This window comes from Enterobacter cloacae complex sp. 397G4 (assembly GCF_050031515.1).
In the GTDB taxonomy this organism is placed as follows: Bacteria; Pseudomonadota; Gammaproteobacteria; order Enterobacterales; family Enterobacteriaceae; genus Enterobacter; species Enterobacter hormaechei_C.
On the sequence record NZ_JBLGWE010000001.1, the window covers coordinates 2,943,737 to 2,968,646 of the forward strand.

The 24,910-nt window shown below is 53.6% G+C and carries 24 protein-coding genes and 3 tRNA genes; 6 read left to right on the forward strand and 21 right to left on the reverse strand.

Translation table 11 applies throughout. The annotated features are described in order from the left end of the window. The first annotated feature begins 108 nt into the window (after nt 1-108). Nucleotides 109-579 carry a hypothetical protein gene (locus ACQG1Y_RS14195; RefSeq protein WP_032671677.1) on the forward strand — a complete coding sequence of 157 codons (471 nt, stop codon included), beginning with the start codon at nt 109-111 and terminating at the stop codon, nt 577-579. A gap of 5 nt (nt 580-584) precedes the next feature. Here ACQG1Y_RS14195 and ACQG1Y_RS14200 read toward each other — a convergent pair whose 3' ends face one another. The 7 genes from ACQG1Y_RS14200 to uvrY form a co-directional block, all read right to left on the reverse strand. Beyond that, complete coding sequence (locus ACQG1Y_RS14200) at nt 585-1,511, reverse strand: LysR substrate-binding domain-containing protein (protein ID WP_017384433.1); 927 nt, start codon at nt 1,509-1,511, stop codon at nt 585-587. Nucleotides 1,512-1,761: 250 nt separating this feature from the next. Then, nucleotides 1,762-1,848 (reverse strand) — tRNA-Leu (locus tag ACQG1Y_RS14205). 11 nt (nt 1,849-1,859) lie between these two features. Continuing rightward, nucleotides 1,860-1,933 (reverse strand) — tRNA-Cys (locus ACQG1Y_RS14210). A 51-nt stretch (nt 1,934-1,984) separates the two neighbouring features. Continuing rightward, nucleotides 1,985-2,060 (reverse strand) — tRNA-Gly (locus ACQG1Y_RS14215). A 163-nt stretch (nt 2,061-2,223) separates the two neighbouring features. Further along, nucleotides 2,224-2,772: a CDP-diacylglycerol--glycerol-3-phosphate 3-phosphatidyltransferase gene (gene pgsA, locus ACQG1Y_RS14220; protein ID WP_003859652.1), complete on the reverse strand. Its 549-nt coding sequence runs from the start codon at nt 2,770-2,772 to the stop codon at nt 2,224-2,226. Nucleotides 2,773-2,828: 56 nt separating this feature from the next. Beyond that, nucleotides 2,829-4,661, reverse strand: a complete 1,833-nt coding sequence (gene uvrC, locus ACQG1Y_RS14225; protein WP_332944341.1) for an excinuclease ABC subunit UvrC — start codon at nt 4,659-4,661, stop codon at nt 2,829-2,831. Then, entirely contained in the window at nt 4,658-5,314 is a 657-nt protein-coding gene (gene uvrY, locus ACQG1Y_RS14230; RefSeq protein ID WP_017384478.1) for a UvrY/SirA/GacA family response regulator transcription factor, read from the reverse strand. The genes uvrC and uvrY overlap by 4 nt, the downstream gene beginning before the upstream one ends. Nucleotides 5,315-5,712: 398 nt before the next feature. Between uvrY and ACQG1Y_RS14235 the strand changes: the two genes are divergently transcribed. Both ACQG1Y_RS14235 and ACQG1Y_RS14240 read left to right on the forward strand, forming a co-directional pair. Then, a complete protein-coding gene (locus ACQG1Y_RS14235; protein ID WP_418235935.1) occupies nt 5,713-5,793 on the forward strand; it encodes a hypothetical protein in 81 nt (26 codons plus the stop codon). Further along, a complete protein-coding gene (locus tag ACQG1Y_RS14240) occupies nt 5,780-6,004 on the forward strand; it encodes a DUF2594 family protein (RefSeq protein ID WP_003859644.1) in 225 nt (74 codons plus the stop codon). The genes ACQG1Y_RS14235 and ACQG1Y_RS14240 overlap by 14 nt, the downstream gene beginning before the upstream one ends. A gap of 64 nt (nt 6,005-6,068) precedes the next feature. On the opposite strand, the gene sdiA is transcribed toward ACQG1Y_RS14240, so the two are convergent. From sdiA to ACQG1Y_RS14310, 14 genes are all read right to left on the reverse strand, one after another. Beyond that, a complete protein-coding gene (gene sdiA, locus ACQG1Y_RS14245) occupies nt 6,069-6,791 on the reverse strand; it encodes a transcriptional regulator SdiA (RefSeq protein WP_368740567.1) in 723 nt (240 codons plus the stop codon). A 223-nt stretch (nt 6,792-7,014) separates the two neighbouring features. Next, complete coding sequence (gene tcyN / locus ACQG1Y_RS14250; RefSeq protein WP_063135187.1) at nt 7,015-7,767, reverse strand: L-cystine ABC transporter ATP-binding protein TcyN; 753 nt, start codon at nt 7,765-7,767, stop codon at nt 7,015-7,017. Further along, complete coding sequence (tcyL, locus tag ACQG1Y_RS14255) at nt 7,764-8,432, reverse strand: cystine ABC transporter permease (protein ID WP_003859632.1); 669 nt, start codon at nt 8,430-8,432, stop codon at nt 7,764-7,766. Before tcyL ends, tcyN begins: the two co-directional genes overlap by 4 nt. Nucleotides 8,433-8,453: 21 nt before the next feature. Continuing rightward, nucleotides 8,454-9,440 carry a D-cysteine desulfhydrase gene (dcyD, locus tag ACQG1Y_RS14260; RefSeq protein WP_017693220.1) on the reverse strand — a complete coding sequence of 329 codons (987 nt, stop codon included), beginning with the start codon at nt 9,438-9,440 and terminating at the stop codon, nt 8,454-8,456. A 103-nt stretch (nt 9,441-9,543) separates the two neighbouring features. Next, nucleotides 9,544-10,344, reverse strand: coding sequence for a cystine ABC transporter substrate-binding protein (tcyJ, locus tag ACQG1Y_RS14265; protein ID WP_003859627.1), 801 nt, complete (start codon nt 10,342-10,344; stop codon nt 9,544-9,546). An 86-nt stretch (nt 10,345-10,430) separates the two neighbouring features. After that, nucleotides 10,431-10,982 (reverse strand): flagella biosynthesis regulatory protein FliZ, encoded by a 552-nt coding sequence (gene fliZ, locus ACQG1Y_RS14270; protein ID WP_015570235.1) that lies wholly within the window; start codon nt 10,980-10,982, stop codon nt 10,431-10,433. Nucleotides 10,983-11,036: 54 nt separating this feature from the next. After that, a complete protein-coding gene (locus tag ACQG1Y_RS14275; protein ID WP_003859623.1) occupies nt 11,037-11,756 on the reverse strand; it encodes an RNA polymerase sigma factor FliA in 720 nt (239 codons plus the stop codon). A gap of 101 nt (nt 11,757-11,857) precedes the next feature. Continuing rightward, a complete protein-coding gene (locus ACQG1Y_RS14280; protein ID WP_257438133.1) occupies nt 11,858-12,982 on the reverse strand; it encodes an FkbM family methyltransferase in 1,125 nt (374 codons plus the stop codon). 22 nt (nt 12,983-13,004) lie between these two features. Continuing rightward, on the reverse strand, nt 13,005-14,120 hold the full coding sequence (locus ACQG1Y_RS14285) for a Gfo/Idh/MocA family protein (protein ID WP_148418137.1): 1,116 nt from the start codon (nt 14,118-14,120) through the stop codon (nt 13,005-13,007). Nucleotides 14,121-14,130: 10 nt separating this feature from the next. Continuing rightward, the gene (locus ACQG1Y_RS14290) at nt 14,131-15,291 is read right to left on the reverse strand and encodes an acetyl-CoA carboxylase biotin carboxylase subunit family protein (protein WP_368740569.1); all 1,161 of its coding nucleotides are present in this window, start codon (nt 15,289-15,291) and stop codon (nt 14,131-14,133) included. Nucleotides 15,292-15,293: 2 nt separating this feature from the next. Beyond that, entirely contained in the window at nt 15,294-16,454 is a 1,161-nt protein-coding gene (locus ACQG1Y_RS14295; RefSeq protein WP_148418139.1) for a DegT/DnrJ/EryC1/StrS family aminotransferase, read from the reverse strand. A gap of 65 nt (nt 16,455-16,519) precedes the next feature. Continuing rightward, a complete protein-coding gene (locus tag ACQG1Y_RS14300; RefSeq protein ID WP_368740570.1) occupies nt 16,520-19,870 on the reverse strand; it encodes a methyltransferase domain-containing protein in 3,351 nt (1,116 codons plus the stop codon). Nucleotides 19,871-19,904: 34 nt separating this feature from the next. Next, entirely contained in the window at nt 19,905-21,299 is a 1,395-nt protein-coding gene (locus ACQG1Y_RS14305; RefSeq protein ID WP_414234680.1) for a hypothetical protein, read from the reverse strand. 202 nt (nt 21,300-21,501) lie between these two features. Further along, entirely contained in the window at nt 21,502-22,338 is an 837-nt protein-coding gene (locus ACQG1Y_RS14310) for a flagellin (protein WP_047652381.1), read from the reverse strand. Nucleotides 22,339-22,648: 310 nt separating this feature from the next. Here ACQG1Y_RS14310 and fliD point away from each other — a divergent pair, with 310 nt between their 5' ends. The 3 genes from fliD to fliT are packed head-to-tail and all read left to right on the forward strand — an operon-like array spanning nt 22,649 to nt 24,853. Continuing rightward, nucleotides 22,649-24,067 carry a flagellar filament capping protein FliD gene (fliD, locus tag ACQG1Y_RS14315; protein WP_148418142.1) on the forward strand — a complete coding sequence of 473 codons (1,419 nt, stop codon included), beginning with the start codon at nt 22,649-22,651 and terminating at the stop codon, nt 24,065-24,067. Between the two features lie 13 nt (nt 24,068-24,080). Further along, entirely contained in the window at nt 24,081-24,485 is a 405-nt protein-coding gene (gene fliS / locus ACQG1Y_RS14320; RefSeq protein WP_148418143.1) for a flagellar export chaperone FliS, read from the forward strand. A 5-nt stretch (nt 24,486-24,490) separates the two neighbouring features. Beyond that, nucleotides 24,491-24,853 carry a flagella biosynthesis regulatory protein FliT gene (gene fliT, locus ACQG1Y_RS14325; protein WP_257438137.1) on the forward strand — a complete coding sequence of 121 codons (363 nt, stop codon included), beginning with the start codon at nt 24,491-24,493 and terminating at the stop codon, nt 24,851-24,853. The last annotated feature ends 57 nt before the right edge of the window (nt 24,854-24,910 follow it).

Sequence of the window (24,910 nt, forward strand, 5' to 3'; positions counted from 1 at the left end):
AAAAACGCACGCCTTCCAATATTATCCTCTCGACCTACCCTGACGGTGGGCCAATTAAAACATTCAGGCGCAAACTGAATAGTCATAATGAGAGGAACCGGGGCAAACATGACACTTGATGCTTTATTTAAGTTAATGAAAATTATATCGCCATCTGAAATTCCATCAGATGGCGATTTAGCGAATTTTATGACCCTGCTTATCTCCACCAAAAATCATTCTGACGCCCTGTTACCGTTTTCGCAGCGCGCGTATATGCTTTCAGTTGCCTATCGCGATCCCCAAAAAGCAGCTGCGTTGCTTTCATCCTGTCAGCCCGAAGCAGGCAACCCTCTCCCGCTGCTCAACTTCTCTGGCTGGCCGGACGTGCGTTACGCCACTTCTGGTGAATTACAGACGCCCGAGTCTAAGGACTATTTTCACAAGATTTCGTCTGCCGCCACGCTATTACGTGCGGCAATTATTGACGCTGAGCAACAGAAAAACACGCCAGCATTTTATATTCTGGATAAGGTGCTCAACCTGAACAGCGCTTTGCCAGAACGTTATAAAAAGATGGCAAATATATCTTATTCATAACGGTATTAATAAATCCGACTGTCATCGTATGCCAGATAATCGATATCCAGCGCCGGAACGACCGGGGTATGGTTTTGCAGCCAGGCCAGAAGATGCTGAATGCTCTCTCTTTTGAGTGAATTTTTTGGCCAGACGAGGTAGTAGCCATCCCCCGTCGCGATAGCTTCCCTGAAAGGCAGGCCCAGCAGGCCACTTTTCAGGGCATCAAGCGTGAGATGCAGGTCGGCGATAGCGATGCCGTGCCCGTTCATCGCGGCAATACTTCCCTGTTCAAGGGTATCGAACACCATACCGCTGCTCATATCGAGCCCCGGGAACAATCCTGTTCTTCGCAGCCAGCGCCGCCAGTCACGTCTGTCCGGTGAAGGATGGATCAGATCGCATTGCGGAAGCCGCTGCCGGGCCGGTTCGATAAGTGATGGAGTACAAACCGGGATAAGCCATTCATGAAATAGCAGTTGGCTTTCCGTTGTGTCACCAAAACGCCCATTGCCGAGAAGAATGGCGCAATCGTAGGGCTCAAGATTGAAATCAACGGTGTCAATGTCCATCCAGACGCTGGCAATCTCAACCTGTGGTTTTGCATGGTTGTTGCGAAAAGATCGCAGCACGTCGAGAAGCCATCTCATGGTCAGGGTACTGGGTGCTTTAAGCCGCAGCAGGTGGTTTTCACTACGAAATACCCGGCAGGCCCATTCAATGCTCGTGAAGCTTTCGTTCAGCTGCCCGGCAAGCACTCGCCCGGCTTCAGTGACCTCCACCCGAGGACCTTGCCTTTTGAAAAGCTCGCAGTCGAACCACAGTTCAAGGGTACGAACATGTCTGCTGACCGCGCCCGGCGTAATATTGAGCGTTTCAGCGGCTTTACTGAAGGAGTTCAACCGCGCAGCAACTTCAAACGCACGCAGTGCATACAATGGCGGTAAAGACATAGCGTCCCTTAAATGAGGTGATGGCATGGGGAATCAGGATCGCAAACCTGCAAATCTTCACACTGCAAATCGCGCCCGCTACACGATAGCATAATGGGTATCTGTTTAATTCCGTTGAAAAGGATCGTTGTTTTATTACGTGAGGGTCAGAAATGAAGGTTGTTGATTAGCAGAATGGCAGGCACAAAAAAACCACCTTTCGGTGGTTTCACGACACTGCTTATTGCTTTGATTATTCTGCTTTTTCCCATGGTAGCCGGAGTGGGACTTGAACCCACACAGCGCGAACGCCGAGGGATTTTAAATCCCTTGTGTCTACCGATTCCACCATCCGGCCAGGGAAGAAAGTGGAGGCGCGTTCCGGAGTCGAACCGGACTAGACGGATTTGCAATCCGCTACATAACCGCTTTGCTAACGCGCCTTAAATCTGTTGTCTTTCGACCTGCACCCGCAAGCTGCCGATGCATTAATCTGGAGCGGGAAACGAGACTCGAACTCGCGACCCCGACCTTGGCAAGGTCGTGCTCTACCAACTGAGCTATTCCCGCATGTCATCAAGTAACTATTTAACTACTATCTAACCACTTGATTTCATTGTCGTCCGGCTAACTGTGCCGCCGTTCGATGCGTTGCATTCTACTGATATGACGTTTTGAGTCAACGTTATTTTTTGCATCTCAGGATCGTTTGCTGAAAATTAAGCCGAAACGATCACTGTTCAAGCAAATCACCGCGCGCAGCGTTCAAATATTGCAGCATTGACCACAGCGTCAGCACCGCCGCAACCCACAGCAGACCAATGCCGGCCCACTCTACCCAGGCATTCGGACGCCACAGCATCCATACCAGCGCCGCCATCTGTGCGGTGGTTTTAACTTTACCGATCCAGGACACCGCCACGCTGCTGCGTTTACCCAGCTCCGCCATCCACTCGCGCAGGGCAGAGATAATAATCTCACGGCCAATCATGGTCGCGGCAGGCAGCGTTACCCACCAGGTATGATAATGTTCCGCCACCAGCACCATCGCGATTGCCACCATCACCTTATCCGCAACCGGATCGAGGAACGCGCCAAAGCGGGTACTCTGGTTCCAGCGACGCGCCAGATAACCATCAAACCAGTCCGTAACGGCAGCGATCAGGAAAATCAGCGCACAGGCAAAAGGCGCCCAGACGACCGGCAGGTAAAATGCCAGGACGAAGAACGGAATGAGCACAACGCGAAAAAGAGTGAGCAACGTAGGGATATTAAATCGCATGATGACGGTAACTGTCTGTTGTCAGTAAAATTTAGCTCTATGTTGCTACAGAGCCCTCAATGTTTCAACGAGTAGTAGATCTTTTCTGCCAGCCCTTGCGAAATACCCGGCACTTTTGCAATTTCTTCCATACTGGCGTTGAGTAATCCTTGCAATCCGCCCATATACTTCAACAGCATCTGGCGACGTTTTGGCCCGACGCCTTCAATCGTCTCAAGGGTACTGGTATTTTTCACTTTCGCCCGTTTTTTACGGTGCCCACTGATGGCGTGATCGTGCGACTCATCGCGGATATGCTGGATCACGTGCAGCGCAGGGGAATCCGGCGGCAGGCTAAAGCCCTCGCCTTCCGGCTCAAAGAACAGCGTTTCCAGGCCAGCCTTACGATCTGCCCCTTTCGCTACCCCTAGCAGCAGCGGATGGTTCTTATCCCACTCCACGTCGAGCGATTCAAATACCGCCTTCGCCTGCCCCAACTGCCCTTTCCCGCCGTCGATAAGGATAACGTCCGGGATTTTGCTCTCTTCAATCGCTTTACCATAGCGACGGCGCAGCACCTGGTTCATGGCGGCATAATCGTCACCGGGCGTAATGCCGGTGATGTTATAGCGACGATACTCTGCCCGCAGCGGACCGTTGGCATCAAAGACCACACACGACGCCACGGTCTGCTCACCCATCGTATGGCTGATGTCGAAGCATTCCATGCGTTTCACTTCCGGCAGCTTAAGCAGCGTAGCAAGCGCGGTTAAACGCTGGCTGACGGTCGACTGCTGGGACAGTTTGGTGGTCAGCGCCGTGGCGGCATTGGTTCGCGCCAGCTTCAGATAACGCGCGCGATCGCCGCGCGGTTTCGTCTGAACATTCACCCGGCGGCCTCCCAGCTCTGAAAGCGACTCCGCCAGCAGGGTTTTATCATCAAGCGTGAAGTCGAGCAGGATCTCCGAGGGCAGCGTACGCATCTGGCTGCCCTGCAAATAAAACTGGCCGACGAAGGTCTCCACCACTTCACCCAGCTCAGTGCCGCCCGGCACTTTCGGGAAGTAGCTGCGGCTGCCGAGCACTTTGCCCTGACGAATAAAAAGCACATGAACGCAGGCCAGACCGGCGTCAAAGGCTACGCCGATAACATCGAGGTCGTCGCCCGTATTGGAAACAAACTGCTTCTCGGTCACCCTGCGCACCGCCTGAATCTGGTCGCGGATGCGTGCGGCCTCCTCAAATTCCAGCGCCGCGCTGGCTTTTTCCATACGGGCAATCAGTTGCGTCAGCACCTGATCGTCTTTCCCGGCTAAAAACAGGCGGACATATTCCACCTGCTGCGCGTACTCTTCTTCGCTCACCAGCCCTTCAACGCACGGCCCCAGGCAGCGGCCAATCTGATATTGCAGGCATGGCCGGGAGCGGTTGCGATAAACGCTATTTTCGCACTGGCGAACAGGAAAGATTTTTTGCAAAAGCGCCAGCGTTTCCCGCACGGCATAACCGTTCGGGAACGGGCCGAAATATTCACCTTTCGCATGCTTAGCGCCACGATGCATCGCCAGCCGCGGGTGCGTGTCGCCGCTCAGGAAGATAAACGGATAGGATTTGTCATCGCGCAGCAGAACGTTGTAGCGCGGCTGATACAACTTAATGTAGTTGTGCTCAAGGAGCAGCGCTTCCGTTTCCGTATGCGTTACGGTGACATCAATGTTGTGTATAAGTGCGACCAGCGCTTCGGTTTTACGGGAGGCAAGGTTGCTGCGGAAATAGCTGGAAAGGCGTTTCTTCAGATCTTTCGCCTTACCAACATAGATAACCGTACCGCCAGCATCGTACATACGGTAGACGCCTGGCTGGCTGGTGACGGTTTTCAGAAATGCTTTTGAATCGAACGCTTCACTCACTGACTTATTAACGACTCCGCATTGCACAAACCATGGCGAATGGCCAGGTGAGTCAGTTCGACATCACCGTGAATGTTCAGTTTACTGAACATTCGATAGCGATAGCTGTTGACCGTTTTTGGGCTGAGATTCAGCTGCTCTGAGATCTCATTCACCTTCTGACCTTTAGTGATCATCAGCATAATCTGCAATTCGCGCTCAGACAAACTGGCAAACGGAGATTCCGTTTTTTCCGGTTCAATCTGACTCAGCGCCATCTGTTGAGCAATATCAGAAGCGATGTAGCGCTGCCCGGCGTGTACGGTGCGGATCGCATTGACGACTTCCTGCGGCGCGGCGCCTTTACTGAGATACCCGGCAGCACCCGCCTGCATAACCCTGGCGGGCAGCGGATTTTCGGTATGGACGGTCAGCATGATAACTTTGGTATCAACGAACATGCGCGCGATTTTGCGCGTGGCTTCAAGCCCGCCAATACCGGGCATGTTCATATCCATCAGCACCACGTCTGCGGAGTTAGCGCGACACCATTTGACGGCATCTTCGCCACAACACGCCTCGCCGGCAACTTTAATACCCTTTATATCTTCAAGAATGCGTCGTATCCCTGCGCGCACCAGTTCGTGGTCATCAACAAGAAGGACGTTGATCAAAGGAAATGTCTCCAGAATAGGGATAACGCTACTGACTGCTAATTGGGTTTATATTAACGGTTTTCCATGCAAGATTAAAACGCTAAAAAATCGGCTATTCGATTCTGGTCTCGTTTTTTGGAAATTAAGCTGTACAGTAAGTGGAAAGAAAACCCTTGCCCGCCGGGCTTTTACCGCTATTTTTTAGCATCGACATTCGAAAAGTTACTAAAACAGTTGTTAACTCAAACGAAAAAAAGCGCGCGATTTTTTGTAACAACAATTAACGAATGGCGAACCGGGGATAAACATTTAATTGTCGCTAACATATTGGACAGGGTACCTTCATAATCCGCGCCGCCCAATAATCACTGCGCGATAAGTATAAAAAACAACCACTGCATTTTTTGCCGTAGCTTGTGGTATACTCCGCCGCCTTAACTTTCATCGTCGCGCTCATGCGCTGTTTTATAATGAGGAAAATAAATGAGCACACCTGAATTTGCCACTGCCGAGAATAACCAGGAACTGGCACAGGAAGTAAACTGCCTGAAGTCGCTGCTGACGCTTATGCTACAGGCGATGGGCCAGGCTGATGCTGGTCGTGTGATCATTAAAATGGAAAAACAGATCGCGCAGATGGAAGACCAGGCGGAATCCGCTGTTTTTGCCAATACGGTTAAGCAAATTAAACAAGCCTACCGCCAGTAACAAAAACGGCTGGATGCAAAGCATTCAGCCGTTTTCTCGTCTGACACGCAGAACGTGATATCAGTCAGATAAGCCCCGTCGCCGCGGCATAACACGCTATCTGGATCTTATTCGGTGCGTTGAATTTCTTCTGCATATTCTTTTGATGGAAATTGACGGTATTTTCCGAGATGGAGAGAATGATGGCGATTTCTGCCGACGTCTTCCCTTCTGCGGTCCACTTCAGAATTTCCCGCTCACGCTTGCTGAATTTCATTTCAGGCGGCATCACCGTCTCATGTTCAAAGCGCAACAGTGTAGTGAGCGCCATCTGGACGAGCATTTGTAAACGCAGCTCAACTTCTTCACTGGATATCGAGTGTGCGTGTAAGCTGGTACATGACACGGAGAGGAAACCGAGCGCATGATTTGGCATCATCAGACACTGCGTTATTCCCTTGCGTAAACCGTGGTCCCGCGCGCCGTCCCATAATTGCTGGGCATCCGTGAATAATTCATCCGTCCAGGGCAAATGTCCATGAATGAAATTCTCCGGCTTCAGCACCGGGTCAATGGCGAAATAATTCTCGGACTGATATTGCGCCATCCATTGTTGCGGATAACTGGAATGGACGGAGGTTCGCGGGCGGGTAAATGGCACAGGGTGTCGAACACAAAGCGCATAATAATCGAATTCAAGCGCCTGCGTTTGTCGCTGAAGTTCCTGATATACCTCTTCGGCACAGGTCATTTCCTGAAACCGGAGGAAGCATTCCCGTCGCCAGGTGAAAAAGTCTATATCCCTCATACTTACTGAATGAAGCCTCTGATAAAGATAATCATTATTATGGTGAATATAACCTAACACATAAAGCATGATTATTTATATAAAATATCGGCCACAGGCAGATTATCTTTAATTTGGCGATGGCTTATCCACATCAGGCGGAATAAAAAAGCAACAGAACGGAGTTTAAGGGAGGATAATTTGCTCCAGAAGCGGCATCTGGAGCAAATTGAACGCTAAAATGCTACTGCATTAAGAATTTTTCAAGGAACTGACGGGTACGGGGCTGCTGCGGATTGACAAACAGCGCTTTAGCCGGCCCCTGCTCAACTATTCTCCCCTGATCCATGAAAATAGCCCGATCGGCAACGTCGCGAGCGAAGCTCATTTCATGCGTCACAATCACCATCGTGCGTTTCTCCTGCGCTAGCTGTCGGATCGTGTTCAGTACTTCCCCGACCAGCTCAGGATCGAGCGCGGATGTGGGTTCGTCAAACAGGATCACATCCGGGCGCATCGCCAGCGCGCGCGCAATGGCGACACGCTGCTGCTGCCCGCCAGATAAGCGACGCGGATAGCTCGTCTCCTTCCCTGCCAGCCCAACCTTCGCCAGCAGCTCGCGGGCGCGGACCGTCGCGTCTTCCTTAGGTTCCCCCTTGACGATGACCGGCCCTTCAATAATGTTTTCCAGCACCGTGCGGTGCGGAAAGAGATTAAAGCTCTGGAACACGAAGCCGACATGCTGGCGCAGGCGGCGAATCAGCCCTTTTTGCTGGCTGATGGGTTTCCCGGTATCAATGGTGATATCACCCACGCGGATCGTCCCGCCTTCGGGCTGCTCCAGTAAATTGATGCTGCGCAGCAGCGTGGTTTTGCCTGACCCGCTCGGGCCGATAATTGCTACCACTTCGCCCTGCTCAACCTCAAGATCAATGCCATGCAGCACCGTTTGCCCGTGGAATTTTTTCACCAGGTTTTTGACGTCAATTGCACTCATTTTGGATCACGCTCCTGGCGGTTAAGCTGGTTTTCAAAATAGTTTTGCAGAGCGGACAGCACCGTCGCCATCACCCAGTAAATCAGCGAGGCCGCCAGATACATGGTAAACACTTCCAACGTGCGCGAGGTGATCAGCTGCGCCTGACGGAACAACTCCGGCACCTGAATGGTCGCCGCAAGCGAGGTGTCTTTCACCAGGCTGATAAAGCTGTTGCTCAGCGGCGGCAGCGCCACGCGCGCCGCCTGAGGCAGGATCGCCCGGCGCAACGTCTGCCACGGGGTCATCCCGATACTGGCCGCCGCTTCCCACTGTCCTTTATCGATGGAGGAGATCGCCGCACGTAGCGTTTCAGAGGTGTACGCCGCCGTATTCAGCGACAGGCCAATCATCGCTGCCGGGATCGGATCCAGCTCAATACCAAACTGTGGCAGCCCGTAGTAAATCATAAACAACTGGGCGATAAGCGGCGTTCCGCGGAACACGGAGATGTAAAACCGCGCCAGCCACCGCACCGGCCAGATGTTCGACATGCGCATCAGTGCCAGCACAAACCCGAGCACCAGCCCGAAGAACATCCCGCCGATACTGAGCTGTAAAGTAAACACCGCGCCCTTAAGCAAGAACGGCAGCGAATCAATAACCAGTTGAATACTTTCTTGCATTATTATTTTTCTTCCTGATTTTTAGACATGAGGATGATAGGCAAACAGCGCAGGCGCCCCGCCAGTATGAACAAACAAAATGGGTCCTTCATCCTTAAAGCGCTTGCGGGCGATGCCGTCGATCAGACCCGCCATTGCCTTGCCGGTATAGACCGGGTCAAGCAGAATACCTTCGAGACGGGCCAGCAGCTTAACCGCCTCCATCCCTTCATCATTGGGGGTGCCATAGCCCGGCGCGAAATAGTCATCCCACAGCAGTATTTCCGCCTTCGCCTGAAGCGCAAGCTGTTCAGCCACCGCCTGTTGCAGGGTGACGACTTTCGGCTTCTGGTCCGCAACGCTTCTGGAAACCGTCACGCCAATCAGCTCGACCTCCGGCATCAGTTGCTCAAGCCCGACCGCTAAACCAGCATGGGTCCCCGCACTGCCGGACGCCACCACCACCGAGGATAAACTCACCGCGCCTTCGCACTGCTGAGCGATTTCCAGCGCGCTCTCAACATAGCCGAGGGCACCCAGCGCATTCGAGCCGCCAACCGGGATCACGTACGGACGAAAACCCTGCGCTTCCAGACGCGTCGCCAGCTCGTCGAGCTGTGCAGCCGGGTCGGTCAACGCGTCGACCATTTCAACCTGCACGTTGAACAGATCCAGCAGCAGACGGTTACCGTTTGTCAGGTAATTCTCTGCCTGCGTCCCGATCGGGTTCTCCAGCAGGGCTACGCAGTGGAGTCCCAGCTTCGCCGCCACTGCCGCCGTCTGGCGAACGTGGTTAGACTGAATTGCCCCGGCGGTGATCAGCGTATCCGCCCCCTCACGCAGGGCATCGGCGGCGAGAAACTCCAGCTTGCGCAGCTTATTTCCGCCCATCGCCATGGGCGTCACATCGTCACGCTTAATGAATATATCGCGCCCCAGATAGTCAGAAAATCGCGGCAGATACTCCAGCGGCGTGGGTGCGCCGATAAATTCCAGACGGGGAAAGCGCGTTAAATTCTGTAGTGACATGGTTCCTCCGGTCACGCAAACAATTGTTATTTCATTATGCACGCAGACGCGCGAGAAATAAAAAAGGCGCTTTTAAAAGCGCCTTTTTTTGTCAGTCAGAGACTTATTTCGTCACGTCTGCGCCGAACCACTTCTCAGAAAGCGCCTTCAGGCTGCCGTCTTTCTGCATCTCAGCAATGGCGCCGTCGATGGCTTTCAGCAGATCCTCGTTACCTTTACGCACCGCCACGCCGGACTCCTGACGGGAGAACGCATCACCCGCGACAGCCAGGGTATTGTTGGTTTTCTTCACCAGATCCAGCGCTGCCAGGCGGTCAACCAGAATGGCGTCAATACGGCCTACGCGTAGATCCTGGTATTTCGTCGGGTCATCATCGTAGGTACGGATGTCCACGCCCTGCACGTTCTGGCGCAGCCACTCTTCGTAGTTGGTGCCCAGACCGACGCCGACTTTCTTACCTTTCAGGTCTGCTGCGGACTTGATGCTGCCTTCGTTACCTTTCTTCACCAGCGCCTGAATACCGGACACGGTGTACGGCGTGGAGAAGTCATACTTCTTCTTACGCTCGTCAGAAATGGTTACCTGGTTAATCACCACGTCAATACGTTTGGAATCCAGTGACGCCAGCATCCCGTCCCATTTGGTGGGTTTCAGGGAGGCTTTAACGCCGAGGTGTTTCGCCAGCTCCTGCGCAAACTCCACTTCAAAACCGGTCAGTTTACCGTCGTCGCCCTGGAAGCTGAACGGAGGATAGGTTCCTTCCAGCCCAACCAGCAGCGTGCCGCGCTCTTTAACTTTGTTGAGCAGATTCTCTGCCGCGAACGTTTTCACGCTCATCCCCGCGACCAGCGCAACGGCCATCATCCCCATCAGCGCCTGACGACCCAGAAGTGCTAATTTCATAAGTACCCCGATACAGTGGAATTTTTGAGTAGTGTAGAGAAATCGCCTGCAACGTCAAAGGCGGCTGCGCTACATCTTATTCTTTTTTAATATATATCAGAAGTTGTTCCGGCGCGGACTTTCTGCTTTATGACGCCCGGCATCTGGACTTTATATTGCGCGTACTTTCGCAGCGCGATGCGGTAATTATTGGTACTGGTGGCGGGCAACCAGGGTTCCAGATTTTCATCCAGGTATCCGGTCGTCAGCAGATCGCGGGAGATATTTTGCATGGTCAAATGCTGACCCAGGCGGCGCAGGCGAACCACGTATTCACGCACGGTGCCGTGACTCATCTCCGTTTGTTCAAACAGGAATTGCTTGAAGCCGATAATATCGAAGAAGTCGCTTTGCTCTTTGCAATGGAGATCGCCACAGAAACGGCAAAGCGCTACCCACTCTTTTTGCTCTTCAAGCCAGGCGGCTTCATCCATCAGCGTGTCGAGGCGGGAAATCGCAATCTTATTCACGATTTCACCGCGACGAACCAGCGTGATGCGGTCGAGTAATTTTTTACAGTGGGCGCAATGCGTCTGGCTGTGTTTAAAGTCTTTCAGGTAGCGGCTTAAAGGCCGTCTTTTAGATTGCTGCACCGTCATGATAACTCCTGGTTGTCAATACGTTGTGCGGCATTTCCAAGGCGAATAACTCACCTATAACTTACCCAGTTTTGTGCGCAGGCGTTTAATGGCCTGGCTGTGCAGCTGGCTCACCCGTGACTCGCCCACCTCCAGCACGGCGCCAATCTCTTTGAGATTGAGCTCTTCCTGGTAATAGAGGGTTAACACCAGTTGCTCACGTTCCGGTAAAGCTTCAATCGCTTCCATCACGCGCTGGCGTAAATTCCCTTCCAGTAAATGGTGTAACGGGTTTTCTTGCTGGTGTTCATCGGTCACCAGCTCGATGCTATCGCCATGCTCTTCGCGCCACTCATCATAAGAGAAGAGTTGGCTGTTATTGGTATCGAGCAACATCTGGCGATACTCTTCAACAGGAATGCCCAGACGCTCCGCTACTTCGGTTTCCGTCGCGTTGCGCCCCAGCTCCTGTTCCAGCTGCCCCATCGCATGCGCCACTTCGCGCGCGTTGCGGCGAACGCTGCGCGGCACCCAGTCGCGGCTGCGCAGCTCGTCCAGCATCGCACCACGAATACGCTGCACTGCGTAAGTCGTAAATGCCGTTCCTTGCAGAGCGTCGTACCGGTCAACTGCATTCAATAACCCGATACCGCCCGCCTGTAGCAGATCGTCCAGTTCCACGCTCGCCGGCAAACGCACCTGGAGGCGCAATGCTTCGTGACGCACCAGCGGAACATAACGCTGCCACAGCGAGTGTTTATCCATTACACCTTCAGCGGTATAGAGTGAATTCACGATAAACAGCCCTGCGTTAGTTGAGTTATCGGCATGATTATCCGATTCTGGAGGGTAATCAATTGGATGAATAATGGGTGAAATGGGGGGTTATTTGCCTATTACTTTATAATCCTCGACGCTGGCACAGCATATAAAACCAGTTCAAAAGCCAGTTCCGGATGGTGGCCGCGAAGATAAAAGGCGTAATCTGCGCTGAGTGACTGAATATATTGCGGAATAGTCAGCAGATCTTCCGGTTTATGATAAAGGCTAATTGCCAGCAGCGGCTGCCAGGTCCGAATAGTCTCAGCGGCGCCCTCCAGTGCTTTAAGCTCCGCCCCTTCGACATCCATTTTTATAAATGTGGCTTTACCGCCCTGGAGGATATTATCGATGCTGTCCAGCTCAATGGTGACGGTATTGCTGCTTTGCTCCACAAGGCGTGAAGAGAGGGCATTTCCCGACTGAAAAGAGAGAACGGTTTTATTATCCCACACCCCTTTTTGCACCGGCTGGCAGAATGGCCACCGACGCGTATTGTCACAAAGCTGAGCATAATTACCGGCATCCGGTTCGAAACCGACAATTTTTTCCGGCATCGCGACCTGCTGGCGCTCCACTTCCTGCATAAACGCGCCGATACTGTCGCCATTGTAGGCACCGCAATCGATGAAGACTTCGTTATCCTGTAGACGGAGAACATCGGCAGGGAAATAGTGAGCTGGCTCGTAGATCGTCTGGTAATAGCCACGCGTTGCGCTCAGACGCTGCTTCAGGAATGCGACCAGCGTTTCTCTTGAGCGTTCGTCTGCCAGGACTGCATAGACCTCTTCGAGGACGTCGCTATGCCCGGCGCAAAACGACGGGGTATACCATAGACGGGTGCTGACGCCGATAAACGCGGGATCGTATACCAGCACGTTGGCACCACCGCGACGTAATTCGTCCTGCAACGCTTCGCTTACGTACTGTAGCGCCACGATACAGTTAAATTCGCCGGGCTGTTCAATGAGATCTTCAATCGCCACCACCGGCAGGCCGTGGAAGGTCATGCCCTCGGTCAGGTACTGTCGGTTTAATGCCACCTTATCGAGAGGCATATTTTCCCGGAACATAAATTCCGCGGTCATCTGCCCGAGGCAGCCTGCGCCGTACAGCACCAGCGGAAGACCGCTGGCATGCATAGCGCGGATGCTTTCAACGAAGTGATTATCGTAGCCCTGTATTTGTTCCAGTAATGTCATGTGGTCCTCAGCTAAACCTTTGTTAACGATGCAAATCGACTTTCGCAGACGTCACCGCGCTCTGCTGCGCTTTTTCGAGAAACTCCAGGCCGCGAACGGCGGTATCGCAGCTGAGGCTGTATCCTGTAGGCTCACCGCGTAAGCTGGCGGCGATGTCGGCGTAATAGTTAGCAAACGCCTCAATAAAGCCGGCGGGATGCCCTGCCTTAAAACGACAATAGCGCGGCTGATTAGCCACCCTGTTATCTCCCGCCGTGCGGTCGATAAGCCGCACGTTGCCGTGTTCATCGGCAAGACGGAGATATTCGGGTTCCATCTGCAGCCACTCCGCGCTGCCCAGCGATCCATAGATGCGGATGCGCAGGCCGTTGCGGTAACCGAGCGCCGCTTTGCCATACCAGTAGTTGCAAACCATATCGTCGCCATAGCGGGACACCAGGTTCACCGTATCGACAACGTCCGATACGCGCGCAAAGGTGCTGTTGATCGCATAGACATCTTCGGCTTGCCTGTCCGTCAGAAACTCCACCAGCTGGTGAACATGGACACCAAGGTCGAGCGAAACGGTGGGAATGTCCCCGTCAACGCGTCGCCATTCCTGAGGCTGCGGCACGCTGCCATCCTCACGGCTGCGAATAAACCCTTCCTGCGGCATTTCGACCATGACGTGCTGAATTTTGCCCAGCTCGCCGTTGAGCAGGCGCTCGCGCAGTTCGCGAACCATGGGATAACCGGTGTAGTTATAGGTGACGTACAGTTGCCCTTTCATGTCCGCCACGCGCCGGGCGATATCCCGCGCGTCGCCCGCGCTGGCAACCAACGCTTTTTCACTGATAACCGGCAGCCCGTACTCCAGAGCGGCCATGATAATTTCACGGTGGGCCGGCGTAGGCGTCAGGATAACCACGGCATCCAGCCGCGCGTGCTGTTCTTCCAGCAGGGTAACCGCGCTGGTGTAGATGGACTCGTCGTTAAGCCCCCAGGCCCGCCCCGTCTGCTGGTTCAGGGACACATCGCGGCTAAAGCAGCCCGCCGTGAGCTGGAAATGTCCATCCATTTGGCTGGCGATTTTGTGGGTCAAGCCGATGGCGGAATTGATCCCACCGCCGATAAATCCGAGTGACAGCGGCCTGTTCATAATCCGGTCCTTACAACGTAGTAAAAGAGAAATAGTTTTTTAGCTGCGGCGTGTGGCGCGCCATGGCAGTAAGTTCGGTAAACTCCGCAAATACCAGCCCGGCGCGATCCCCGGGGGCAGGCCCGAGTTCATCGCCCGGCTGTTTAAGCGGGACAGCCTGCATGACCGTGGCCGGCAGCAAGGCGTAGCTAAAGCCGAAGAAACGGCTTTGCCGTTTGCTGGAGACCGTATGGCGCGCAATGTAGCGCTGGCGCGCCGGTCGCCGGTGCGCGAACGCGCTCTGCTCACCGATAAAGGGGGCGACAAATTCGCGGCAATAATCTATGCCCGTTGAGAACTCAATCAGCTTCGAGTAGAGATCGCCGGGGCAGCGGCGGGTAACCTCAATCAGCCAAAATGCCTCTTCGTCAGCGATAAGCTGGGTATGCAACAAACCGTCTACCAGATTCAAATCACTGACGATGGCCTGCATGCACTCGCTGATGCGGTCGCGCATCGGCTCGCTGAGGTTGACGCTCAGGCAGCTGCTATTCACCTGCCACGGGTAGACCGTGCAGTACTCATCGACAAAAAATTCGCAGACGATTTGCCCACCGCGGATAAAGGCGGAGTGGCTGTACAGGGCCCCCTGGCAGAACGTTTCAATGACGCACTCCCCTCCTGCCGATGCCGCACGGGCGATATTTACCGCCTCATCCAGCTCTGACGGCTGATGAATCAGTGAAATCCCCTTTCCGCTGTAGGCATCAACGGGTTTAACCAGCAGCGGAAACGCCATAGCGCGCGCCTCATGAAGGCTGCCGGCGGCCTGCGGGATAGGGTATCCCCGGGCGCTGGCCCATTTCCTGAAACGGTCCTTAAGAAAGAGAAGATCGCTGACGTCGGGCTCGTCGAAGCCTGGAAGGCCCAGCGCCTGCGCGACCCGACAGCCAGATAGGTAAGAGACGTCGGTTACGCCCGGGGAAAGCGCGGTAATGTTTTCAGTACGGGCAATCGCCAGCACGGCGTCGCTGTCGGCATAATTTTGCACGCAGGCCGCGTCAGCATATTTCATCCCCGCGTCCTGGGCTTTTCCGCTACAGGCGAGCGTGCGAAAACCCGCCGCCTTAATGGCCTGCTGCAAGGGCAGTGAGGCAAAGCCCGCGTCAAGGATCATGGCAGTACGCGTCATCGTCATACCGCCAGCGCCGTGAGTATTGTTGACTCGTCAGACGGTAACCGCCCGGGCAGCGCGGCGCGCTTCAGGGCATTCACCACCCGATCCTGATCCTGTGACGTTAATCCCGGATAAACAGGCAGGCACAGCACCTTGTCGGCGATAGCGTTCGCCACAGGCAGATGCTCTTCCGCCGAGGTTGGGAAACCTCTGTACATGGCAAAGGAGCTGATCAGCGGATAGAAATAGCGGCGCGTCAGAATATTATCTGCCTTGAATAGCGCATAGACTTCGTCGCGGCTTCTGCCAAATTCCGGCTCAATGAGTACCGGAAAATAGGCGTGATTCCAGCTCACATCGTCTGGCACGTCGACGAACGTTAATCCTTCCAGCCCCTCCAGGAGGTCGCAATAGCGTTGATGGAGCGCCTTGCGCTCCTCCAGGGCTTTATCGATATGCTTAAGCTGAAGCAGGCCAAACGCGGCTTCCACTTCATTCATTTTGGCGTTAATCCCCGGGGCCACGATGCGGGTTTCACCAGCAAAGCCAAAATTCTTGAGATAGTCGATGCGCTGCTTGGTTTTCAGATCCTGGGATATAATCGCCCCGCCCTCAAAGGTATTAAAGACTTTGGTGGCATGGAAGCTGAGTATCGATAAATCGCCGTGGTTTAAAATACTGACATCATTTTTACGCACGTTAAAGGCGTGTGCGGCATCATAAATAACCCGCAAACCGTAAACGTCCGCAATTTTCTGGATTTTATCGATGTCGCAAGGAATACCGTAACAGTGGACAGGTAAAATTGCCGTGGTATGCGGCGTAATTAATTCTTCGATACGATCCGGATTAATATTATAGGTTCGGGGATCGATATCAGCGAAGACGGGCGTTAAGCCATTCCACAGCAGGCTATGCGAGGTTGCAACAAAGGAATAAGGCGTGGTGATCACCTCGCCGCTCAGACGCAGTGCCTGAAACGCCGTCAGCAAGGCCAGCGTACCGTTAGCAAACAGCGACAGGTGCTTTACGCCAAGATATTCCGCCAGCGCTTCTTCAAGCTGCTGGTGAAAAGGCCCGCCGTTCGTCAGGGTCTTGTTTTGCCATATTTGCTCCAGATAGGGGATAAACTCTTCCAGAGGAGGCAAAAAAGGACTGGTTACGTAAATTTCACTCATAGCGTACCTCGGTATTGATACCGGCAAATTTTTTCCAGACGGCCTGCGTTATTAGCGATGTTCATTTATGCGCGCTCTTCAGCAATGAGGAAGGCATGCGGTTTTTCTCCACGGCAATAGATCCCCCACGCTTCGCGCAGCGCCCGTTCAAAGTTTTCAGCAACGTTAAAATCGGGTACGTGGTCGACCGGGATCCGCTCCCGCATCCCCTGACGTATTTCAGCCAGCTCGGGAATACGTTTACTCCAGCCGGTGGCCATGGAAATATAATCGGCTTCATCTGCCGCAATAAACTGCTCCAGCCCGTAAGAACGCATAATATCGACGCCCTGCTGGCAAGGTATGGTTGGGCCATTCATCGTCAATGTCGGCACGCCCATCCACGCCCCGTGATGCGTGGTCGTTCCGCCGCTGTAGGGGAATGCATCGAGCAAAATATCAATTTCATGATGCAGGGCCAGGTACTCGTCCAGTTCGACCAGCCCTCTGAAAAGCAGCCGGTCCTGAGAAATACCACGCTGCCTGAGACGTTTTGTCATGGCCGCGATCATTTCGGCGTCGGTCATGTTACCTATCAACAAGCGCCCCTCAGGATAGCCCTGTAAAATAGCGGCCCATGCGTCCAGAACCTGGTCGTTTATTTTTTTAGAACGGTTAAAGCTGGCAAACGTAATATAGCCGTTGCGAAGCGCGGGCAATGGGTTAATGTCCGGGCTTCGCGGATGGGGCTGGAAGCTCTTACGCGTTGCGACGAACATCGCATTTTCCACCAGCTGTTCTTCAAGCGCCGGCGACTGCGCCAGGCTCGATGAAAGCAGAATATAATCCATCTCCTTCATACCGGTCGTGCCGGGATAGCCTATCCAGGTTATCTGGATCGGGGCCGGACGCAGGGCGAAGACCGGTAGCCGGTTGTAGGCGGTATGGCCCGATAAATCGAACAGAATATCGATTTCGTCTTCCGCTATCAGCTTCGCCAGCTCGATATCGCTGATGGCATCCACCTGGCGCCACAGGGTAGCGCTCTCGCGAAGGTGGCAGTAAACGTCATCCTCCTCGAGGAAAAGGGTGTTATAGGCAACCAAATCATATTGTTCACGATTGATGGCGTCCCAGTAAGGCAGCAGGAAATTGGCCACGGGGTGCTTGCGCAAATCACCGGAAACAAAGCCGAGCCGGAGCCTGCGCTGAGGCTCCCGGGAATTGCCGAGCGCAAGCTTAACCCCGCTCTCCTTAGCCCAGGCTGAAGCGCGACGACCAAATTCCAGATGCCTTTCCAGCAGTTCATCCGCCTTCACGCTGGCGTCGTGACTCATCACGAAGAGTAAATTGCTGAAGTAACCAAAATTGTAGTTACTGAGCTCGACGGCCTTTTCCATGAAATAGCGCGCCTCGGCCATTTTATGATTGTCACTCAGGACGATGCCGGTAAGACCAAGCGAGCTGGGACCAGGGTGCTGGAAGCGCATAATTTCCCTGCAGCATTTTTCTGCCAGCGACATATCGCCATACGCATGATGCAGCGACGCCAGGCTGAGCCAGTAGTCAATATTCTTATTGTTGAGGCGAAGTAAGGTGCGGACGATCTGCCGGGATCCGTAAAATTCACGCTTACGCTGGAGCACCGTGGCAAGATCGTAATAGATATCAAGGCTGGAGAAATAATATCCCATCAGCCTGCAGAGCGAGGCCAGAGCCTCGTCCCAGGCCGAGGTCAATACGCACGTTTTTGAGTAGCAGCGAAGCACGTGAATATTGTCGGGGTTTTTCTCCATTAATTCGCGGGCGTATTCCCGCGCCTCTTTGGAGCGCCCTTTTTGAATAAGGCCGTTCGCCCGCTCGTAAATCGCATCGACGGCCGGATCGGCTAATTCGGGTTCGGCATTGCCTTTCAGCAGCATTCCGCCCTGCGCCCTCTCGACGCTCAATAACAACAGCAGAGAAAGTTGCGATTTCAGCACGTCGAGCATGCCCGCTCGCAGGAAACGCTGGAGCTGTTTTTTCCAGGCCTCCGGCGAGCCCGTAAGCAACCCTTTAACCTTCAGCGCCGAGTAGTGTTCCCAGTTCGCCTGCCCTGCCCTGTTCATATCAAACCGCAGGTAATGCCACTCGTCGGGAGTCAATGAGACCCACTCTCCCCACAGGTTCATGAGGGGGATATTCTCTGCAGGACGCCCGGAGGGCAGTCGCCCCACCGGCACCAGCTCATCATGCCGCGCGGCGTTGTATGCGCTGGGGGCGGCGCTCCAGAAGAAGCCATCAGCGCAGGTCATAAACAGCGTTTTCAGGGCTTCCCATACCGTCTGCTGGTAATCCTCCTGAGTTTCAGGGGCACGGCAGTTAAGCACCAGCTGTTCGAAGCTTAAGGACATCGGCCAGGCGTTACCCAGCAGTTCCATGATGCGGATAATAATGGCGTTGTCGGTACGAATGATTCGGCCGTTATTATTTCTGAATTCGTGCGGCGCTTTTGCGGGATCCACGTCCACCGGCACAAAGCTGCCGGCCCAGTGCAGGTTTTTTAGCTGGTCAAGATCCGGTTCGGCAGGAGGCGAGATCGCGTTCAGATGACAAAGCAGGGTGAAGCGTTCTTCTCGCTGCACGGCGTAGTCAAGATACTGCTGTGCCATCGTTCTGCTGGCACCGTCGCTGACGGCCTCCAGCAGCCGTGCCGTTGTCGGGTTATAGTAGCCTCCCAGCTCCGACTGCGGCAGTACGTCACCCAGATACTGCAAGCCCATCTGTTCGGCCTGCGCGCTGAAGTCAGCAAGCGTACAGGCTCCGTCGGTCGGACTTAAGTAGGCCAGAACCAGCGCGTTGTCGTCCATTTCTTCAGCAAGCCGGACTTCATTCCTGAGCGGGCCCTCCTCCAGCGTTAACAGCATAAAGCTGAGCATGGCGCGGGCGGATGCCAGCAGGTCGCTTCGCTCTTCTGCTCGTTCAAGATGAAACCGTAACGCTTCTCCCAGCGTCAGGCGCGCAGAACTGCCGGGCAGTACGGACCATTTTATGGCGATAACGCCGCTGGCCGATAAATGCGCGTGACACCACTTCAGCAAGGCTTCCCGCTCGCTTTTCCCCAGAAAAGCAAAGGTCTGGTGAATAATGATGTAATCAAACTCGCCAGGATCGGCAGCCAGTAAATCCCCTAACCCCGCGGCAAAGAGCTCAACGTTCTGACATCCTAATTCTGCGGCATGCTGCTGCCCTTTCTGGATAGCCTCTTCATCAATATCCACGCCAATGGCGATACTCTCGGGGTACGCCCAGGCATGCATTATCAGGCGCGTTGCCGATCCGCAGCCCATCTCAAGGACGCGGGCAAACGCGGGCAGCGGCGCAGCCAGGTGATTAAGCCGCGCAGAGGCATGGAGGGACTCAGGGCTAACCCGATAGTAGGGATACAGTGTCGTCACGTTTATTCCAGATTCTCGTTATTACAGGCCAGGTTCAGCGCTGGTACTGGCGGATGAGCGCCGATTTATAGGCCTGACATGGCCCTTCTTCCTTTATCGTCACCCAGCTGAACGCCTCTTCACCCGCCTCGCTGTCCAGCATTACGCGACGCTCGGCTCGCGTGATGGCGCGATGGTCCTCTGGCGACAGGCAGTCCAGACAGGAAAAAAGTGCGACCTGCTCCAGGCCCGGCGCGTAGTTGCCGCTGGCGAGGTTATCGTCGATAAAGTGCGCCACCCGGTCGAGATAGCGCTGCGCGACGCCGCCGGGTCTGGCGTAGATGAAACCGGCAAAGACCTCCTCCCAGAAAGGAGCGGCTTCGGTCTGTAACAGCAGCAGCGGCGCGTCGGGCTCCGTCCAGGGCTTGCGCACCAGCACATTCGTGTTTATGGCAATAACGGGCGTATTGAAGGTCGCCAGTGCATGGCGCAGGAAAACGATACGACGGGCAGCGCTGACTACCGACGCGTCCGCGTTACTGGCTATTTTTTCATGGCTGGCAGAGAGGTTAAGTTCAGGAAGCTGTTCCCGAAGCGCCGTCAGGCTTGCTTTAACCGCATCGCTACCGTTAAAAAGATGCAGGTGAACATCCAGCACGTCGCGGTTGGTGTCATACAGGGAGTACAGCATCGGTACGGCGTGTTCGAAATACTCCTCGCTATCGCAGGTTAACAACACCGTCGTTTTACTGGCTGAGTTTTTTTCAATCCAGTTTTCAAAGGCTCCCGCCTTCACCACGCCTTCACTTGCGTTCAGCGATCGGAAATCGATGTAAGAATCCGGAATGCCCCCGAGCCTGTAGATCCCACAGGCGATCATCAGCAGGGCCATGGGATCTTCGCCAATCAACGACGCATCCGCGGTCAGCGCCTGGATCACCACCATCGCCTGGTTGAAGTCGTTTTCCATTAAACAGATCAGCAGCAGGATTTTCAGTACCGGAGCCGAGCTGCTTACCAGCGAAAGATTATTGTTTATCAAAAATAGCGCTGAACTGATTTCGTTCACCCGGAATAACAGCTGAATGGCGGCGACAAGATAATTACTATTGCTGTCGGCTTTTAGGGCCGAGACGATATATTCGGTAAGCCGGGCGCGCTGGTCTGCGGATAATACCTCTCCTTCGCCAGTGCGGGCGTCATTCAGCGCGCCGTTGGCCAGCACGATCGCGCACAGCATAATTTTTAAGGCCGCATCTTTTTCCGCCTCCAGCCCCGTTTCTGCCGCACGGATCGTCGGCTCGAGGGCGGTAATATTGGCGCTCTTAAAACTGAAGATTTCCGCCGCGATGTTTGCGGGCATAACGTCGGCTTCCGGGAGATCGATAAACCGGGTAAAGACATCCCGATAAAACTGACGCATAGCCCGGCTACGTGCGAATTCACTCATCTTATAACTCATCGGTAAACTGTCGTCAGACGACCGGAAAAAGAGATTTTAGGCAGAGTACCACTGCGCTACGGGGGGTGATGGCGGGAAAACGCTGCTAAATGCAGCCTTATTTTGCAGATTACGCGCGGGTATTTTTAAGGATAAATAGTGAAAAAAAGGCTGCTGTTTCCAGCAACCTTTTTTACATATTTTGCGGCTATTAACGCAGCAGGGACAGCATCGCCTGTGGAACCTGGTTTGCCTGAGACAGCACGGAAGTACCAGCCTGCTGCAGGATCTGCGCGCGAGACATGTTAGAAACTTCAGTTGCGTAGTCAGCGTCCTGGATACGGGACTGAGCAGCAGACAGGTTAGTGATAGAGTTGTTCAGGTTGTTGATGGTAGATTCGAAACGGTTCTGAATCGCACCCATGTTTGAACGAGCGGTATCAATTTTAGAGATAGCGTTGTCTGCGGCGGTGATGAACGCTTTAGCAGTGCTGTTGTCGGTGATAGTACCGGTCAGGCCAGTGTCGAGGCTGGTTGCTTTAGCATTGATCAGTGCGCCAGTGGTGATAGCGATGCTATCAGTAGCGCCAGTACCCGCGCCAACCTGGATGTTCAGGGAAGCAGTCTGGCTACCGTCCAGCAGTTTTTTGCCGTTGAAGTTAGCAGCGCCAGCGATACGGTCGATTTCACCCAGACGCTGAGTGATTTCAGTGCTGATTGAGGTGTAGTCAGTGGTGCCGTTAGTATCGTTCGCAGCCTGAACAGCCAGCTCACGGATACGCTGTAAGTTGGAGTTGATCTCGTTCAGGTTACCTTCAGCGGTCTGAACCAGAGAGATACCGTCGTTAGCGTTACGTGCAGCCTGAGTCATCCCTTTGATCTGAGAATTCATACGGTTGGCAATCGCCTGACCAGCAGCGTCATCTTTAGAGCTGTTGATACGCAGACCGGAAGACAGACGCTCGATAGCGGTGCCCAGAGAAGACTGAGATTTGTTCAGGTTGTTCTGAGTGGTCAGGGACAACAGGTTAGTATTGATAACTGCCATAATTTTAATTCCTTCAAAAATGGTTTCTAGGGTCGGTGCCTAACACTCACGGCGTCTCTCACCGTCAACAAGGTTATCGACGCCCTGGCAGCAGACTTTAGAAAATATCGAAGAAAATATTTAATTCATTGTTTTATAAGGTTTTATTTACATTAAACCGGCGCCAGCACTAATTTAAGCATGCAAAATGACGATGCCTGACGCTGCCTGTATGCACGCTTTTTAAGCGATAAATTTTTTTGGCTCGCCGTAAACTTTTTGCCAGCCTGGCCGATAAACGACTGAAACATCCATTGAGAAGGAATATTACATGGCGACAATCAGTAATCTCGGGGTGGGCATGCCCGGCCTGCAGGATCTGTACGATAAGCTCCAGGCTGCAGAAGAGACAAAATTAACGGCCATTGCCAAACAGAAAACGACTTACGACGCGCAAATTACCGGTTACGGCAAACTGCAAAGCGCCCTGACGACCCTGCAAACCGCAGCTGCCAAGCTGGCAAAAACGGATACCTGGAACTCCACGTCAATTAGCAGCACTAACACCGCGTTCTCGGCGGTCAGTACCTCCAGCGCCAACGTTGGCGATGTCACCGTAAACGTCAGCAAGATTGCGAAAGGCCAGGTTCTGACGACCGCGCCCGGCACCATTGACAGCAATACAAAGCAGTTAGGCGGCACAACCGGTTCCAACAGCCGAACCATTACCATCACCCAGGCCGGAGCCGACAGCAAGCCGCTGACGGTTACGCTTGCCGATGGCGACACGTCGCTGAACGGGATTGCGAAAGCCATTAACGCGGCCAACGGCGGCGTATCGGCAAGCGTGGTGAAGGCCGACGACGGCGACTATCGCCTGATGCTGACCTCCAAAACCACGGGTACCGATTCCGATATGACCGTAACGGTAACCGGGGACGATACGCTGAATGCCGTCATCGGCAGCGGCGCGCTTAACGAGCAGGTGAAGTCGCAGAATGCCGTCGTTAACGTGAACGGTATCCAAATTGTTCGCCAGAGCAATACCATCACTGACGCCCTGCCCGGGGTTACGTTAACCCTGAAAGCGCCGAGCACGGCAGATGAAACCCTAACGGTAGCGCGCTCGACAGACGATAACAAAAAAGCCATTACGGAATGGGTTACTGCCTACAACGCGCTGCAGTCCACCATTGCCTCGCTGACCAAGTATGAGCCGCCTGCGGTGGGTGCAACCGCCCAGTCGTCGAACAACGGCGTACTCATGGGTGACAGTACTATCCGCGGAGTACAATCCGATCTGCGTGCTTTATTGACCAATGTGCAGAGCGGCTCTTATGCCATCATGGCGCAGCTTGGTATTACCCAGGACCCGGTTAAAGGTGCAGATGGCGCAATTGGCAACCTGAAGATCGATGATAAAAAATTAACCAAAATCCTCACGGAAGATCCTGCTGGCGTGCAGGCCTATTTTGTGGGTGACGGCAAAACGACCGGTTTCGCCACGCAGATGAATAACAAGCTGACCGATATGCTGAGCACCTCTGTCGGTAAAGAGGGCGTTATTCAGAATGCGAAGGACGGTATCAACGCCACGCTTAAGTCCATCGGTAAACGTTACGACGCGATGGAGCTGTCCATCGAAGCCACGATGGCGCGCTATAAAAAGCAGTTTAACGATTTGGATAAGCTGGTCACCAAATTCAACAGTACGGCCACTTATTTGAACCAACAGTTCAGCAGTAAGTAAGAAAGGAACCGATATGTATAGCAAATCTGGTGTACAAGCCTATCAGCAGGTAGGTCTTGAATCTGCTGTCTTGAGTGCCAGCCCGCACCAGTTGGTTGTCATGTTATTCGACGGTATCCATAGCGCGCTTATACGGGCGCGCCTTTTCCTTGAGCAAGGGGATATTCCCGCTAAGGGCGAGGCCCTGTCTAAGGCCATTAATATTATCGAAAATGGCCTGAAGGCAGGGTTAAATATGGATGTGGGGGGAGAACTTCCCCACAACCTTTCTGCGCTTTATGACTATATGGTACGCCGTCTGTTACATGCAAACCTGCGCAATGACATTGAGGCTATTACCGAGGTCGAGGCTCTTCTGCTCAATATTTCCGACGCCTGGAAGCAAATCGGCCCGGGTTATTCTCCCAAGCAGGATTAACTGTAATGAACGACTCCAGCTTATCCCTAAAAAAGTGGCATGCTCTTTATGCGCTTAGCAATACCATGCTAGGCCTTGCTCAATCCGGGAAATGGGATGAGCTAATCGATCGGGAGGTTGCGTACGTTTCGCTGGTTGAAGAGATCAGCACGACCCCTTTTCCGCCTGACAGCAAGTACATTCAGGACCAGGCGATGGTCATCCTGAATCAGGTGCTTCAGAATGAACTCATTCTTAAAGAGTTGCTTCAGGAAAGAATGAGCGAGCTGAGCGGTCTTATTGCCCAAACCAATAAGCAAAAAAACGTCAACGTCACCTACGGCAGGCTTTCGGGCAACATATTATTTCCCGGAGAGATGAATCACTAATACACGTTAGCGATTCTTGATCCATACTCCAGAAGTCAGCCAAACGGCTTCTGGAGC

Excerpts from the sequence above, each read along its gene's own strand:
- fliZ (WP_015570235.1), bottom strand. The coding sequence starts at position 10,982 with ATGACGGTGCAGCAATCTAAAAGACGGCCTTTAAGCCGCTACCTGAAA.
- ACQG1Y_RS14295 (WP_148418139.1), bottom strand. The coding sequence starts at position 16,454 with ATGAGTGAAATTTACGTAACCAGTCCTTTTTTGCCTCCTCTGGAAGAG.
- fliS (WP_148418143.1), top strand. The coding sequence starts at position 24,081 with ATGTATAGCAAATCTGGTGTACAAGCCTATCAGCAGGTAGGTCTTGAA.
- ACQG1Y_RS14200 (WP_017384433.1), bottom strand. The coding sequence starts at position 1,511 with ATGTCTTTACCGCCATTGTATGCACTGCGTGCGTTTGAAGTTGCTGCG.
- fliD (WP_148418142.1), top strand. The coding sequence starts at position 22,649 with ATGGCGACAATCAGTAATCTCGGGGTGGGCATGCCCGGCCTGCAGGAT.
- ACQG1Y_RS14290 (WP_368740569.1), bottom strand. The coding sequence starts at position 15,291 with ATGACGCGTACTGCCATGATCCTTGACGCGGGCTTTGCCTCACTGCCC.
- pgsA (WP_003859652.1), bottom strand. The coding sequence starts at position 2,772 with ATGCGATTTAATATCCCTACGTTGCTCACTCTTTTTCGCGTTGTGCTC.
- ACQG1Y_RS14280 (WP_257438133.1), bottom strand. The coding sequence starts at position 12,982 with ATGACATTACTGGAACAAATACAGGGCTACGATAATCACTTCGTTGAA.
- ACQG1Y_RS14240 (WP_003859644.1), top strand. The coding sequence starts at position 5,780 with ATGAGCACACCTGAATTTGCCACTGCCGAGAATAACCAGGAACTGGCA.
- ACQG1Y_RS14305 (WP_414234680.1), bottom strand. The coding sequence starts at position 21,299 with ATGAGTGAATTCGCACGTAGCCGGGCTATGCGTCAGTTTTATCGGGAT.
- dcyD (WP_017693220.1), bottom strand. The coding sequence starts at position 9,440 with ATGTCACTACAGAATTTAACGCGCTTTCCCCGTCTGGAATTTATCGGC.
- ACQG1Y_RS14195 (WP_032671677.1), top strand. The coding sequence starts at position 109 with ATGACACTTGATGCTTTATTTAAGTTAATGAAAATTATATCGCCATCT.
- ACQG1Y_RS14285 (WP_148418137.1), bottom strand. The coding sequence starts at position 14,120 with ATGAACAGGCCGCTGTCACTCGGATTTATCGGCGGTGGGATCAATTCC.
- sdiA (WP_368740567.1), bottom strand. The coding sequence starts at position 6,791 with ATGAGGGATATAGACTTTTTCACCTGGCGACGGGAATGCTTCCTCCGG.
- tcyL (WP_003859632.1), bottom strand. The coding sequence starts at position 8,432 with ATGCAAGAAAGTATTCAACTGGTTATTGATTCGCTGCCGTTCTTGCTT.
- tcyN (WP_063135187.1), bottom strand. The coding sequence starts at position 7,767 with ATGAGTGCAATTGACGTCAAAAACCTGGTGAAAAAATTCCACGGGCAA.
- ACQG1Y_RS14310 (WP_047652381.1), bottom strand. The coding sequence starts at position 22,338 with ATGGCAGTTATCAATACTAACCTGTTGTCCCTGACCACTCAGAACAAC.
- fliT (WP_257438137.1), top strand. The coding sequence starts at position 24,491 with ATGAACGACTCCAGCTTATCCCTAAAAAAGTGGCATGCTCTTTATGCG.
- tcyJ (WP_003859627.1), bottom strand. The coding sequence starts at position 10,344 with ATGAAATTAGCACTTCTGGGTCGTCAGGCGCTGATGGGGATGATGGCC.